The organism is Gymnodinialimonas mytili (genome assembly GCF_037544085.1).
Classification (GTDB): domain Bacteria; phylum Pseudomonadota; class Alphaproteobacteria; order Rhodobacterales; family Rhodobacteraceae; genus Gymnodinialimonas; species Gymnodinialimonas mytili.
Map to the genome: position 1 here is coordinate 81,771 of NZ_JBBIFW010000003.1, position 14,131 is coordinate 95,901.

Annotated in this window: 16 protein-coding genes; 10 read left to right on the top strand and 6 right to left on the bottom strand. The window is 61.6% G+C overall.

The genetic code is table 11. The annotated features are described in order from the left end of the window. Nucleotides 1-6 precede the first annotated feature (6 nt). Genes V8J82_RS14610 through V8J82_RS14650 form a run of 9 tightly spaced genes read left to right on the top strand, consistent with a single transcriptional unit; the run spans nucleotide 7 to nucleotide 6,101 of the window. Nucleotides 7-798: an ABC transporter ATP-binding protein gene (locus V8J82_RS14610; RefSeq protein WP_339976132.1), complete on the top strand. Its 792-nt coding sequence runs from the start codon at nucleotides 7-9 to the stop codon at nucleotides 796-798. Continuing rightward, the gene (locus V8J82_RS14615) at nucleotides 795-1,340 is read left to right on the top strand and encodes a hypothetical protein (RefSeq protein ID WP_339976133.1); all 546 of its coding nucleotides are present in this window, start codon (nucleotides 795-797) and stop codon (nucleotides 1,338-1,340) included. The genes V8J82_RS14610 and V8J82_RS14615 overlap by 4 nt, the downstream gene beginning before the upstream one ends. Nucleotides 1,341-1,390: 50 nt before the next feature. Further along, nucleotides 1,391-2,143, top strand: coding sequence for an ABC transporter ATP-binding protein (locus V8J82_RS14620; RefSeq protein WP_339976134.1), 753 nt, complete (start codon nucleotides 1,391-1,393; stop codon nucleotides 2,141-2,143). A gap of 2 nt (nucleotides 2,144-2,145) precedes the next feature. Further along, on the top strand, nucleotides 2,146-2,523 hold the full coding sequence (locus V8J82_RS14625) for a hypothetical protein (protein WP_339976135.1): 378 nt from the start codon (nucleotides 2,146-2,148) through the stop codon (nucleotides 2,521-2,523). A 1-nt stretch (nucleotide 2,524) separates the two neighbouring features. After that, nucleotides 2,525-2,980: a hypothetical protein gene (locus V8J82_RS14630; RefSeq protein WP_339976136.1), complete on the top strand. Its 456-nt coding sequence runs from the start codon at nucleotides 2,525-2,527 to the stop codon at nucleotides 2,978-2,980. Then, nucleotides 2,977-3,342: a hypothetical protein gene (locus V8J82_RS14635; protein WP_339976137.1), complete on the top strand. Its 366-nt coding sequence runs from the start codon at nucleotides 2,977-2,979 to the stop codon at nucleotides 3,340-3,342. Before V8J82_RS14630 ends, V8J82_RS14635 begins: the two co-directional genes overlap by 4 nt. Before the next feature lie 3 nt (nucleotides 3,343-3,345). Then, the gene (locus V8J82_RS14640; protein ID WP_339976138.1) at nucleotides 3,346-3,699 is read left to right on the top strand and encodes a hypothetical protein; all 354 of its coding nucleotides are present in this window, start codon (nucleotides 3,346-3,348) and stop codon (nucleotides 3,697-3,699) included. Between the two features lie 60 nt (nucleotides 3,700-3,759). Beyond that, nucleotides 3,760-4,770: a branched-chain amino acid ABC transporter permease gene (locus tag V8J82_RS14645; RefSeq protein WP_339976139.1), complete on the top strand. Its 1,011-nt coding sequence runs from the start codon at nucleotides 3,760-3,762 to the stop codon at nucleotides 4,768-4,770. After that, the gene (locus V8J82_RS14650; protein ID WP_439650073.1) at nucleotides 4,767-6,101 is read left to right on the top strand and encodes a branched-chain amino acid ABC transporter permease; all 1,335 of its coding nucleotides are present in this window, start codon (nucleotides 4,767-4,769) and stop codon (nucleotides 6,099-6,101) included. The genes V8J82_RS14645 and V8J82_RS14650 overlap by 4 nt, the downstream gene beginning before the upstream one ends. Nucleotides 6,102-6,265: 164 nt before the next feature. On the opposite strand, the gene V8J82_RS14655 is transcribed toward V8J82_RS14650, so the two are convergent. The 5 genes from V8J82_RS14655 to V8J82_RS14675 form a co-directional block, all read right to left on the bottom strand. Then, the gene (locus V8J82_RS14655) at nucleotides 6,266-7,042 is read right to left on the bottom strand and encodes an enoyl-CoA hydratase-related protein (protein WP_339976140.1); all 777 of its coding nucleotides are present in this window, start codon (nucleotides 7,040-7,042) and stop codon (nucleotides 6,266-6,268) included. Between the two features lie 70 nt (nucleotides 7,043-7,112). Then, nucleotides 7,113-7,577 carry a cytochrome c-type biogenesis protein gene (locus V8J82_RS14660; RefSeq protein WP_339976141.1) on the bottom strand — a complete coding sequence of 155 codons (465 nt, stop codon included), beginning with the start codon at nucleotides 7,575-7,577 and terminating at the stop codon, nucleotides 7,113-7,115. Beyond that, nucleotides 7,574-9,577, bottom strand: a complete 2,004-nt coding sequence (locus tag V8J82_RS14665; RefSeq protein WP_339976142.1) for a heme lyase CcmF/NrfE family subunit — start codon at nucleotides 9,575-9,577, stop codon at nucleotides 7,574-7,576. Before V8J82_RS14665 ends, V8J82_RS14660 begins: the two co-directional genes overlap by 4 nt. Before the next feature lie 119 nt (nucleotides 9,578-9,696). Then, complete coding sequence (locus V8J82_RS14670; RefSeq protein WP_339976143.1) at nucleotides 9,697-10,152, bottom strand: HIT family protein; 456 nt, start codon at nucleotides 10,150-10,152, stop codon at nucleotides 9,697-9,699. Nucleotides 10,153-10,154: 2 nt separating this feature from the next. Beyond that, nucleotides 10,155-11,726, bottom strand: coding sequence for a helicase HerA-like domain-containing protein (locus V8J82_RS14675; protein ID WP_339976144.1), 1,572 nt, complete (start codon nucleotides 11,724-11,726; stop codon nucleotides 10,155-10,157). A gap of 461 nt (nucleotides 11,727-12,187) precedes the next feature. Here V8J82_RS14675 and V8J82_RS14680 point away from each other — a divergent pair, with 461 nt between their 5' ends. Then, nucleotides 12,188-12,859 carry an invasion associated locus B family protein gene (locus tag V8J82_RS14680; protein WP_339976145.1) on the top strand — a complete coding sequence of 224 codons (672 nt, stop codon included), beginning with the start codon at nucleotides 12,188-12,190 and terminating at the stop codon, nucleotides 12,857-12,859. Nucleotides 12,860-12,919: 60 nt separating this feature from the next. On the opposite strand, the gene V8J82_RS14685 is transcribed toward V8J82_RS14680, so the two are convergent. After that, nucleotides 12,920-14,131: a beta-ketoacyl-[acyl-carrier-protein] synthase family protein gene (locus tag V8J82_RS14685; RefSeq protein WP_339976146.1), complete on the bottom strand. Its 1,212-nt coding sequence runs from the start codon at nucleotides 14,129-14,131 to the stop codon at nucleotides 12,920-12,922.

Consider the following 14,131-nt stretch of genomic DNA (forward strand, 5'->3'; position numbering starts at 1 on the left):
TGACCGATGATCGAAGTCCATGACCTGCACAAACGCTTTGGCGGCTTCCACGCTGTCGATGGTGCGAGCCTACGGATCGAAACCGGCTCCATCACCGGTTTGATTGGACCAAACGGCGCTGGAAAAACCACGCTTTTCAATGTGATCGCGGGCGTTCTTCAACCAACATCTGGTACGGTGATGATGGATGGCGAAGACATTACGGGCCTGCAGCCGCACCAATTGTTTGGCAAGGGTCTGCTTCGCACGTTTCAAATCGCCCATGAATTCAGTTCCATGTCGTGCCGCGAGAATCTGATGATGGTGCCCGCCGAGCAGACTGGCGAAAGCCTCTGGAATACCTGGTTTGGGCGCAAGCGTATCGCCGAGGAAGAACGCGCCCTGCGCGCCAAAGCCGATGAGGTGCTTGAATTTCTGACAGTAGAGCATCTGGCCGATCATCCGGCAGGCGCGATTTCCGGCGGCCAGAAAAAGCTGCTGGAGCTGGGCCGCACGATGATGGTGGATGCCAAGATCGTGTTTCTCGACGAGGTCGGCGCCGGTGTGAACCGCACCCTGCTCAATACAATCGGCGATGCGATCCTGCGTCTGAATGAAGAACGCGGCTACACGTTCTGCGTCATCGAACATGATATGGATTTCATCGGACGCCTCTGCGACCCGGTCATCTGCATGGCCGAGGGTAAGGTGCTCGCCGAAGGTACGCTCGACGAGATCAAGGCCAATGAGGCGGTGATCGAGGCCTATTTGGGCACCGGCCTGAAGAACAAGGACAAGCTGGAAGGAGAGCCTGCGTGAGCCTGCCTCGCCTCGCCCTTGCCACTTGCCTTTTTGCGGCGACGGCGGCGCAGGCTGAGATCAAAGGCGTACCCGCCGATATGCCGTGTCAAACCATTGATGACGCGTTCCAGATCTGCGGCGCGGAAACGATCTTTGCCGAGAGCCTATTCGAAGGATTGGACGCCATCGATGCGGTTTTTAACACAAGCGACGGATTGCAGGCCATCGCAATCGTCGAGCAGGCCGAGGACGGCTCGGACCTGTCGATCTCCACGCTGCAACAGGATGCGCTAGGTGTTTTGGCCGAGGCTGCTGGTGTGGATGTGACCGAGATCGCGGTGATCGAACGCAGTGCGCATCTGCTGGAAGGCGCCTCGCATCCCACCCTGGTCTATCGCAGCGTGGTTGACGACGTCTCTTACGTGTATTCGAACACCATTGTCGTCACGGATGACACGATTGCCCAGTTCATCACGGCAGAGCCCGGCGCGGCGGTTCTGTCTGCCACCCATCGGACCACACATACCCGGTTTCTGGCGCAGATAGAGCATTTGAACTGATGCTCAACGCCGCCTCGTTGCCGGATCGCACTGATTTTGGATAAGCCACTATGACCGCCACCGCCCCATCTTCCGCATCCCGGTCTGACACCGAGAAACCGTTCCTCATCGGCGAGGCGATGACCGGCGGCTACGGCAATGGCGCAGATATCCTGCACAGCTGCACCATCGCAGTGAATCCCGGTGAGATCGCTGTGATCGTGGGGCCCAACGGCGCAGGAAAATCCACCGCGATGAAAGCCGTCTTCGGGATGCTGAACCTGCGCGAAGGCCATGTTTTGCTGGATGGACAGGATATCAGCCATCTGACGCCGCAAGCCCGGGTCGCGGCGGGTATGGGATTTGTCCCGCAGACCTCGAACATCTTCACGTCAATGACGGTCGAAGAAAACCTTGAGATGGGCGCCTTCATCCGCCGCGACGATTTCCGCGCCACGATGGAGCAGGTTTACGACCTGTTCCCGATCCTGCGTGAAAAGCGGAACCAGGCCGCGGGCGAATTGTCAGGCGGGCAGCGTCAGCAGGTTGCCGTGGGCCGCGCGCTGATGACCCAGCCCAAGGTTCTGATGCTCGATGAGCCCACTGCAGGCGTCAGCCCCATCGTGATGGATGAGCTGTTTGACCGGATCATCGAGGTCAGCCGCACCGGCATTCCGATCCTGATGGTCGAACAGAATGCCCGTCAGGCCCTTGAGATCGCCGATAAAGGCTATGTGCTGGTGCAAGGCCGCAACGCCTATACCGGCACCGGGGCGGAGCTGCTGGCCGACCCGGAGGTGCGCAAATCGTTTTTGGGAGGGTGAATATGCGACGTCGCCTTTGGGCGCCATGCCTTGCAATGGTCGCAGCCGCCCCGCTGATCGATGCGGCCGCGGCCCAGAGCGCCCAAACCTGCCGCTTCGAGACCCTGTGCGAGCCCGGTCAGGCTTGTGTTCCAACGCAGGCTTTCGACGTCTTCATCGGGGGAAGCGCCGATGCGCCCATGATCGGCTATTCCGAAGCGTTGAGCCAGCCAGCGACGCCGCAGATCGCGGATGGAATCACTGAATTAGTCTATCACTACGCCAACCAGACGGAGACCTTGCGCCTTTTGGCCTCCGGCGAGGCGGAATTGCTGTTGCCTGGTCCCGACCCGCAGACCCCTCGTATGTTTCGAGGCACCTGTGCCGCGCGCGGTCAGTAAGATGCGCGCCGCTCGTCGTCGTGTCTTGGGGCTGACGGGCACCCTTTCTCTGATCATGGCCGCGCTCGCTCCGCAGGCGGGGGCCATCGAAATCGGCACCCCGGCAGAGCCCCAGGCGGAACGCGCCATCTGCGACCTGCCGCTCGCCTGTCGCATCGGTGCAGGATGCGCGCGTATGCCGACATTCGGGACATTGATCTTGGTCATTGATCAGGACGGCACCTGGATGGGTCGCAGCGATACGCAATTGGAACGGATTGATCGCGTCCCGAGCCTGGAGGATGCCGCGTCGATCCCCGAGCAGACCCATCCCCGGCGGGAATTCCTGGTCGATCTTCCGCGCCTTGATCTGACTGATCGCTACGGGCTCTACACCCAGATCCGCGACCAGGAGACCGGCGAAGTGAGGCTGCAAACGCAATACTTCGTCATGCATTGCCGTGAGGCCGCGCCGTGAGAGCCCTCGTTCTCCTGGTCTGTGCCATCGCGCCCGCTGCTTCCGCGGCCGGTTTGGATTGCACCTTCACCCAAATCTGCAGCGCGCAGACCGGCTGCCAAACCTCCGACGGTGTTCCGTTCCACTTCAACCTGTCCGACGATACAGTGACCTTCGACGGACCACAGGGGCCTGTGACGGGCCGGACGCTTCCGCATCTCGCGCCGCCGGACATCGCCATTCTGTTCGATAGCGTGCCGGGCGAAACGCTGCTGGTTACACTGACGGGATCAGGCGAGGCCGTGATGACACAGCATATTGCGGCGGCCACAGGAGGTATTGCCGCTGTGTCCTATTACGGCACCTGCGCGCCGGAATCTTAGCGCATGGCTTTACGCAACCTGAAGACATTGCTGGCCTTTATTGCCGGGCTCGCCCCCCCGGCCCAGGCTGAACCCTGGCGCTGCCATTTCACCGCCGCCTGCCCGGCTGGCCTGGCCTGCACCGGCGCCGATCACCGCGCCCAGATCATCGCCGCCGATCACGAGGGCCAGCTTTTCCTGACACTCGACGGCGCCGATCACTTGGCGCGACGCTTGGACGAGACCCATCGCTACAGCGCCCATACCCGCGCGGCCGCCCTTCTGTTGACCATCGCGCCGGACGGAACCGCGCGGCTCAGCCGCCATGACGGTGCGATTAGCGTCCTTTTCGGCAGTTGCGAGGCCGATGGAAGCTGATAAACAAGGCGAAATGCCCACATCAGAGGGGCGAGTGACAACAGGGACCGGCCTCTGCCTATGGATTTCTTGAACGCCCTCGTGGCTTTGACGAATTTCGTCATTATCCCCGCAACCGCCTATGGCGCGCAACTGGCGCTCGGCGCGCTTGGTGTGACGCTGATTTACGGGATCCTGCGCTTTTCCAACTTCGCCCATGGCGACACGATGGCGTTTGGCACGATGGTGACGATCTTCGGCACCTGGGGGTTGCAATCGGCGGGCGTCAGCTTTGGCCCCTTGCCCACCGCGCTGTTGGCGCTTCCACTGGGGATCGCTGTCACGGCGCTGCTGATGATCGGCACGGACCGGACCGTTTACCGGTTCTACCGCGAGGCCAAGGCCAAGCCGGTGATCTTCGTGATCGCCTCCTTGGGTGTGATGTTCATCATGAATGGCATCGTGCGCTTTTTTATCGGCGTCGATGATCAGCGGTTTGCCGATGGCGAGCGCTTTATCATCCGCGCCCGCGATTTCCGCGACATGACCGGCCTGGATGAAGGGCTCGCTTTCCGCACCACGCAGGGTATCACCATCGTTGTCGCCTTGATTGCTGTTGTGGCGCTGTTTTGGTTCCTGAACCGCACGCGCACCGGGAAAAGCATGCGCGCCTTTTCCGATAACGAGGATCTGGCGTTGCTATCGGGCATTAACCCCGAACGCGTGGTTCTGATCACCTGGATCATCGTCGCGGCCTTGGCGACGACCGCGGGCGTGCTGTACGGGCTCGACAAAAGCTTCAAGCCTTTCACCTATTTCCAGCTGCTGCTACCGATCTTCGCCTCGGCGATTGTCGGGGGGCTGGGCAATCCGCTCGGCGCGATCCTGGGTGGGTTCCTGATCGCGTTTTCCGAGGTCGGCGTCACCTACGCCTTCCGCAAGGTTGTGGGGTACCTGGGGCCAGAGGATTGGCAGCCCGAAGGCCTGCTGCAACTGCTCAGCACAGACTACAAATTTGCAGTCTCGTTCGGGATCTTGCTGATCGTGCTGCTGTTCAAACCCACCGGGATCATGAAGGGGAAATCGGTATGAGCGGGGCCACCAGCACCAATCCTGCCCCGGCGATGAACACCAAGAATATCCTGCTATTCGCGCTGGTGGCGACGCTGTTCCTGGGCACCGGTTTCGTGCAAAGCTGGAACACCGCGCTGACCATTTTCAACATGGGTCTGATCAGCTGCATCATGGCGCTTGGCGTGAACATGCAATGGGGCTATGCGGGCCTGTTCAACGTGGGTGTGATGGGCTTTGTGGCGCTTGGCGGCCTGGCGGCGGTATTGGTGTCGAGCGACCCGGTGCCCGAGGCCTGGGGCGCTGGCGGACCGCGCATTTTGCTGGGTCTGGTTGTGGGCGCTGCAACAATCCTGGCGGCGATCCTGGCCTATGCGCGCCTGCCCAAAGGGCGTTTGCGCGGCCTTGCGGTGCTCGCCATCCTTGTGGGTGGCTACGCGATCTACCGGACGGTGATTGACCCTGGCGTTGCGGCCGTCGAGGCGGTGAACCCGGCCTCCACCGGCTATCTCGGCGGGTTGGGCCTGCCCGTTTTGATCGCCTGGCCCGTCGGCGGATTGCTGGCCGCTGGGGCTGCGTGGATCATCGGCAAAACCGCCCTCGGCTTGCGGTCCGACTACTTGGCCATCGCAACGCTTGGCATTGCCGAGATCATCATCGCCATCCTCAAGAACGAGGATTGGCTGGCACGCGGCGTGAAGAATGTCACCGGCATCCCCCGCCCTGTGCCCTACGAGGTCAATCTGCAAGCCAATGAGGGCTTCGTGGCCTTTGCCGCAAATATCGGCGCGGATCCGGTCACCGCCTCCACCGTCACCGTCAAACTGCTCTATGCGCTGCTGTTTGCGATCGTTTTGGGCCTGTTGATTTGGCTCAGCGAGAAAGCGTGGAATTCGCCGTGGGGCCGTATGATGCGTGCGATCCGCGACAACGAGGTCTCGGCCGCCGCGATGGGCAAAGACGTGAAAGCGCGGCATTTGCAGATCTTCATCCTCGGTTCCGCCATTTGCGGCATTGCGGGCGCGATGATGACAACGCTCGACAGCCAGCTTGTGCCCGGCACCTATCAACCGCTTCGCTTCACCTTCCTGATCTGGGTGATGGTGATTGTCGGCGGGTCCGGTAACAATTGGGGCGCGGTCCTGGGCGGGTTCCTGATATGGTGGCTCTGGGTCCAGGTGGAGCCGATGGGTCTGTTGCTGATGCAGGGCATCACCTTCTTCCTTGAGGATGGCTCCGCGCTTTCGGAGCATCTGCTGGACAGCGCGGCGCATATGCGGCTGCTGACGATGGGGATGATCCTGCTGCTGGTGCTGCGGTTCAGTCCGCGCGGCTTGATCCCGGAGCGCTAGATCGGTCCAGGTATCTCGCGGATTATCCGGTCCGCAGGAATTCCGGTCTGGGGAAGGTGCGGGGTCCGGCGGTCTAGTGTGCGAGCGCCCGACCGACGGATATCAGCGCATAGGCTATGAGGCTGAGCGGACCCGGAATTCGCACGTTTTCCGGGGGCGCCGGGTCAGCGTCCCTCGAAAGCGGGCGCGCGTTTTTCAAGGAAGGATAGGACACCCTCTTTGAAGTCGCGCGTATGGCCGCATTCGCCCTGCAATTGTCCTTCCAAGATCAATTGATCCTCAAGTGAATTGCCGGAGCTGGCCCGCATCACTTGCTTGATGCGCTTGAATGCCTCCGTCGGACCTTTGGCCAGATGGCGCGCACGGCCCATCCAGACCTCTGCAAACGTGTCATCGGCGGCCATTTCCCAGATCATACCCCAATCGGCGGCCTGAGCCGCACTGATCTTGTCGGCAAACAAGGCCGCCCCCATGGCCCGTTGCAGGCCGATCGTGCGGGGCAAGGCCCAGGTGCCACCAGCATCCGGGATCAGACCGATCCGGCTGAACGCCTGAATAAAGCTGGCGGATTCTGTCGCAATCACCACATCACAGACCAGCGCCAGGTTGGCCCCAGCGCCTGCTGCCGTACCATTCACCGCCGCGATTACCGGCACCGGGCAGTCCACAATCGCCATCAGCATCGGCAGGTATTCGTCGCGCAAGGTGCGTTCGAGATTGATGTTCGAGACGTTGGCGCGGTCGCCCAAATCCTGCCCCGAGCAGAACGCCCGACCCGTTCCGGTCAGCACGACAACACGCGCCTGCTGTCCGGCCTCGGTCACCGCATGGGTGATCTCGGCGCGCATCTGCGTATTCAGCGCGTTCATCACATCGGGGCGGTTGAGGGTCAGGATCGCGATGCCGTCTTGGTCGTCGCGGGTGATGGTCTGGTATTGCATGGCACGGAGCTCCCTTCACGTGGGGCGACCATAGGCAAACCGTTCGGTTCAGAAAAGCACAAACGCCGCGTCAGTCTTTGGCGCCGGTTCCCAGGATCTCATCCAGACGCGCCTGTTCCTGCGCATCCAGCCCGGCCTCTGTCGGGGCAGGCGCGCGGGACCGGCCACGGATGTAAGCTGCGGACAGGCCAAGGCCCACTGCAAGCAAAACCAACGGCAAAACCCAGAGCACCCGGTTGGCCCCGTTGAAATTCGGCTGCAGCAGCACAAACTCCCCATATCGCGCGACGACATAATCGACCACTTCCCTGTCACTGTCGCCCGCAATCAGACGCTCGCGCACCAACAGGCGCAGATCACGGGAGATCTCAGCCGAAGATTCGTCGATGCTTTCGTTTTGACAGACCGGGCAACGCAGCCCGGCGGAAATATCGCGGGCGCGGTCTTCCAGCACCGGGTCATCGAGCACCTCATCGGGTTGCACGGCCCAGACGGGGCTCGCCAACAGGATCAGGATGAGCAACAGGCGCTTCATTCTGCGGGCACCCCGGCGCTGGGGCGTGGCGGCGCGGATGGCGGCGTTTTCGAGGCACCGGCGGCCACGCGATATCGGCGGTCGCTGAGGCTAAGGAATCCGCCAAAGGCCATGATGATCGTGCCACCCCAGATCCAATTGGCAAAGGGTTTGATCCAGACGCGCAGCGCCCAGCCACCGCCGACCTGAGGATCGCCAATCGTCACATAGACGTCTCGCGTGAAGCCGTTATTGATCCCGGCTTCGGTCGTCGGCATGCCCGCAACCGGATAGATCCGCCGCTCGGAGGTCAGGACATCCAATTCCCGACCCGTTTCGCCATCACGGACAATCACGAAGGCCATGGTGCTCAGGTAGTTCGGCCCGCGCACATTCTCCTGAACTTCGCGCAGCTCGATCTCATAGGCACCCACCGCATAGGGCTCTCCCTCACGCGCAACGCGAATGTCTTCGACCTGATAGCCGGTCAGGCAGACCACGCCGAACATGGTGATGCCGACACCCGCATGGGCAACGGTCTTGCCCCAATCCGCGCGCGGCAGACGGGTCAAACGGCCAAGCCGGTTGCTGATCGTGCCGCGCCCGGTCCGGCTCCATAGATCTGTCACCGCGCCCGCAACCAGCCAAACCGACAGGCCCACACCCAGCGGGCCAATGGCCGTGCGACCGGTAAACATCGCCCAAGTCAGCAGGCCCAGTGCCAAAGCCAGAACCGCCGCCGGGACCAAAGCGCGCAATGCGCGCCCGACCTTGGCGCGTTTCCACGGCAACATCGCGGCAATGGGCAATACGGCGGATAGGGCAAATACAAAGGGTGTGAAAGCGGCGTCAAAGAAGGGCGGACCAACCGATAGGTTGCGATCGAAGAACATGTCCGCGATCAGCGGCCAGATGGTTCCGATAAAGACCACAAAAGTCGAAACGGCCAGGATCAGATTGTTATAGACCAGCCCGCTTTCACGGCTGACCAGCGCAAAGACACCTTTCGCCTCCATCGTGCCGGCGCGTAGAGCGAACAGCAGAAGCGCGCCGCCCATGAACAGACAGAGGATCATCAGGATGAACATGCCGCGCTCAGGATCATTGGCGAAGGCATGGACCGAGGTCAAAACGCCAGAGCGGACGATGAAGGTGCCGATCAGTGAGAAGCCGAATGCCAGGATTGCCAGCAGGATCGTCCAGCTTTTCAACGCCTCGCGCTTTTCCACGACGATGGCCGAATGCAGCAGCGCCGCCGAGATCAGCCAGGGCATGAAGCTGGCATTTTCCACCGGATCCCAGAACCAGAAACCGCCCCAACCCAACTCGTAATAGGCCCACCAGGACCCGATGCCGATGCCGATCGTCAGGAACACCCAGGCCGCCAGCGTCCAGGGGCGCACCCATCGCGCCCAGGCCGCATCCACACGCCCTTCGATCAGGGCGGCGACGGCGAAAGAGAACGCCATGCTCAGCCCGACATAGCCCAAATACAAAAATGGCGGGTGAAAGGCGAGACCGGGATCTTGCAGCAACGGGTTCAGGTCCTGCCCGTCAAAGGGCGGACTGGCCAGGCGCAGGAACGGGTTGGAGGTGAACAGAATAAAGGCGAAAAACGCAACCGCGACCGAGCTTTGCACCGCCAAGACCCGCGCGCGCAGCGTCGGCGGCAGGCCTTTACCAAACCACGCCGCGCAGGCGCCGAACAGCGTCAGGATCAAGACCCAAAGCAGGAGCGAGCCTTCGTGATTGCCCCAAACACCAGTGATTTTGTAGAGCATCGGCTTGGCGGTGTGGCTGTTGGCCACAACCAGGTTCAACGAGAAGTCCGATGTCACAAACGCATAGGTCAGCGCCGCGAAGCTGACCGCGGTTAACCAGAATTGCGCGGTTGCGGCCGGATCGGCCACCGCCATCCAGGCGCCATTTCCACGCGCGGCCCCCACCATGGGAACGATCATCTGGAATATCGCCACAGCGAAGGCGAGGATGAGGGCGAAATGTCCGAGTTCTACGATCATCGGCTTAGTCTAGGCACATGGCGGGGCGCTGACCATAGGATGCGACACCCTGTGCCAGGCAAATGACGAAAACGTCAGCCCGTCGCGGCCAATCCTATGGCCGGTTTGGGCAAAACCTCTCAGCCGGCAGGTTGCATTTCGGCGCGCAGGGCGGCCGCCATCTGATCGAGCTCAATGCGGGTCGGCGCAGGGACCGCAGATTCGGTGACTTGATACGCCGCGCCACCGTCCACCACGACGTAACGGGCTGAGATAATGTCAAATGTATCATGCTGCGGCACGACATTCAGATGGGCATGGGGCACGCCAAATCCGTGCACCACATAGCCGATGCGCTTGGCCGGGGTCAGATCCAGAAGCCGCCGCCCATAGCGCTGCGCCACGCTCAGCAGATGACCGGCCAGATCGTCGGGCAGATCCGTAAAATGGTCGATATGCACCTTGGGGATCACTAAAAAGGCACCGGAACGGATCGGGCGCAGCGTCATAAACGCCAGACAATGCTCATCCTCATGGACCACACTTGCGGGCGATTGACCCGCCAGGATGCTGCAGAAGATGCATGGATCCGCCATGGTTAACGCCCCCGGAACAAGCCACCCAGCACGCCGCGCACAACAGCGCGACCGGTGCGGGTGCCCAATTGACGCGCGAAGCTTTTCGCGAATGTCGTGCCGATACTGTCGGAGCGGGAGGATCGGCGGCGGGTCGCGGCGGGTTTCGAAGAGGATCGACTGACCCCGCCGCCGGAATAGCGGCGCCCGGCCCGATATTCACGTTCCGCCGGGGGGGCTTCTTCCTCTGCCGCTTCGGCGGCCTCGGCCTCTTGCGCTGCTGCCGCGGCGCGGGCTTGCAGAATTTCGAACGCACTTTCGCGGTCTTGAGCGGTCTCATATTTGCCCGCCAGGGGCGAGGCACCCATCACAGCGGCCCGTGTCGCGACATCGATTGGACCAAGCTGGGACGATGGCGGGCGGATCAAGGTCCGCTGCGCCATGCCTGGAATGCCTTTGCGCTCCAGAAACGAGGTGACAGCTTCGCCAACGCCCACCTCACGGATGGCATCCTCGATGTCAAAATCGGGGTTTTCGCGATAGTTTTCCGCCGCCTGCCGCAGGGCGCGCTGATCCTTCGCCGTAAACGCGCGCAACGCATGCTGAACCCGATTGCCCAACTGGCCCAGGATATCTTCGGGCACGTCCGCAGGGTTCTGCGTGATGAAGTAAACGCCCACCCCCTTGGATCGGATCAGACGTGCCACCTGCTCGACCTTGTCGACCAGCGCCTTGGGTGCATCCTCGAACAGCAGATGCGCCTCATCGAAGAAAAAGACCAGTTTGGGCTTATCGGGATCACCCACTTCGGGCAGTGTTTCGAACAATTCCGACAGCAGCCAGAGCAGGAAAGTCGCATAAAGGCGCGGCGATTGCATGAGTTGATCGGCGGCAAGAATGTTGATCCGTCCCGCGCCGCTCTCATCCGTCAGGAACAGGTCATCCAACGCCAAAGCGGGCTCGCCGAAGAATTGCGACGCCCCCTGCCCCTCCAGCACCAATAACCGGCGTTGGATGGCCCCAATGGACGCGGTCGAGACGTTGCCATAGCGCAGCGATAGGTCTTTGCGGTTCTGACCCAGCCAAACCAGCAACGCCTGCAAATCCTTCAGATCCAGCAGCGCCCATCCCTCTTCATCGGCCACACGGAAGGCAATGTTCAGCACCCCTTCCTGCGCCTCGGACAGTTCCAGCAGACGCGCGAGCAGCAAGGGCCCCATCTCGGCCAGGGTCGTGCGCACCGGGTGGCCTTTTTCCCCGAACAGATCCCAAAAGGTCACTGGAAACGCGCGATAGGCGTAATCGCCGAAGCCAATCGTCGCCGCGCGGTCCATAAAGGCTTGGTGCAGCTTGAAGCCATCCGATCCCGACTGTGCCAGCCCCGACAGGTCGCCCTTCACATCCGACAACACCACGGGCACGCCCATCGCGGAAAAGCTTTCGGCCAGGATCTGCAGCGTCACCGTCTTACCGGTGCCCGTGGCCCCTGCGATCAATCCGTGCCGATTGGCATAGTCGGGCCGCAGCATCTGCGCCGCGCCGTAGTCACTTCCGCCGCCACCCACAAAAATGCCGCTGTTTTCAGCCTCAGACATCGTGTTTCTCCTGCCCCAATCGGTTTTTTCGCCAATACCAATACATTTTTAACCTTTCTACGCCAATGTGATGAGGCATTGGGCAGGTTGCCCGATGTTGACTTCCTCCCTGTCAACTGGCCGCGCCCGTCGGGTGCGGCTTTTTTTTGCTATTTGGTCAAGAAACATTGGGTGTTCATCACAACTTGTTTTTGATGCAAAAGCCCTGTTGACGGCTGCTGACCCATCGCATAGCGTCCCCGCCATAAGTCGGCCAGTCCGACAGGGAGAGAAGAAACGCAAAGGGTCCGTCCGCGGACCCTTTCGCATTTTATGGCTCCCGCACGCCCATGCGTGGCGCTGCAGATTTTGCCCCTGACATCTCCACTCACTCCGTGTTAGCCACGCCACAATGGCCGACCGCGCCGCAGTGTGCCCTCGCAATACGGCCTCCGACAGACAGAGATTGAAGGACGAGCTTTATGAGAGTTTTCATGCCACTCGCCGCGGCCCTGGTGTTGCTTCTGCCGCACATGGTCAGCGCCCAGGACGAATCCACCGCACTACCCGGCCGCGCCGACGTCGAACCCGGCGAACCCTATGTCGATGAAACCTTTCGCGATTGGCAGATCCGCTGCATCCGGTCACAGGAAGACGATATCCCCGAGCGCTGCGAGATGTTCCAACTTCTCGAAGAGGAAAACGGCAACCCTGTTGCCGAGTTTCGTATTTCGGTCGCGATCGAACCCAGTGAAGACGTCGTCGCCAACGCGACCATCGTGACGCCGCTGGACACGCTTTTGTCGCCCGGCCTGCAATTGCAGATCGATGATGGCCAGCCCGCAGTTGTACCCTATGCCTTCTGCCAGCAGATCGGCTGTTTCGTGCAGTTGAGCCTGTCCGCCGATGACATCAACGCCTTCCAGAACGGTGGCGATGCCCCGGTGACGCTGGTCGCCCTGGTGCGTGGCCCCAATGGCCAGATGGGCGGCGCGCCAGTGCCCACGAATGCCAGCCTGCGCGGTTTCACCGCCGCCTATGAAAATCTGGAAGGTCGGATCGGTGGCATTCGCGAGTTCATCGCCGAACAGGAGGCCGCCGCGGCCGCCGAGGGTGACGCTGAAGGCGAAACCGAAGGTGCGGCGACCGAGTAAACGGACCTGCGAAAGATCAGCAGGCCCGCCCATCCCGGCGGGCCTTTTTTTGCGCAAGGCTTAGGGCGCGCGGCGCAGGGCCAGCACCGCATTCAAGCCGCCAAAGGCGAAGGCGTTGGACAACACCGCGCTGACATCGGCCTCGCGCGCTTCATTCGGCACCACGTCCAACGCGCATTCTGGGTCGGGTTCATCATAACCAATCGTCGGCGCAATGACCCCGTCCCTCAGCGCCATGATGCAGGCCAGCAATTCCACCGCGCCGGTTCCCCCGATCAGATGACCATGCATCGACTTGGTGGACGAGATCATCAGATCATCGGCGTGGTGGCCAAAGGCGTGGGCGACGGCAGCGCATTCCACCTTGTCATTGGCCGCTGTCCCAGTTCCGTGTGCGTTGATGTAACAGACGTCTTCGGGGTTCAGCCGTGCATCGTTCAGCGCCCCGGTAATCGCGCGTGCCGCCCCCTGTTGCGAGGGCATGACGATATCGGCCGCATCCGAGGTCATCGTGAACCCGACCACCTCGGCCAGGATATCCGCGCCGCGGGCTTTGGCTTGCTTATATTCCTCGAAGACGAATACGGCCGCGCCCTCGCCCTGGACCATCCCGTTGCGATTGGCCGAAAACGGGCGGCAGGCATCCTTGGACATCACACGCAGGCCCTCCCAGGCCTTCACGCCGCCAAAGGACAGCATCGCCTCGGATCCGCCGGTCACCATCACATCCGCCCCGCCATAGCGGATCAGGTTAAACGCCTGGCCCATCGCGTGATTGGACGAGGCGCAGGCTGTCGCCACCGAGAAACTGGGACCTTTCAGATTCCATTCCATGCTGACATGGCTGGTGGCGGCATTGTTCATCAATTTCGGCACGACAAAGGGGTGAACGCGGTTCTTCCCTTCCTCGTAGACCGAGCGGTAATTCTCATCCCAGGTGTTCACGCCACCGCCCGCGGTGCCCAGAACCACGCCGGCCCGGGTGGCCAATTCGCCCGAGAAGTTCAGACCCGATTGGTCCAGCGCCTCGCGTGCGGCGATCAAGGTGAACTGCGTGAACCGATCGTAGAGCGCAATCTGCTGGCGATTGAACAACGCCTCGGGGTCGTATTCCTTGACCTGTCCGCCGATCTTCACGCTCAGCCGTTCGACATCGCGCAATTCCAGTGGGCCGATGCCGCAACGTCCTTCGCGAAACGCCGCAAGCGTATTGGCGACATCGGTGCCAAGCGCGTTGATCGTGCCCTGTCCGGTAATAACAACGCGGCGCAT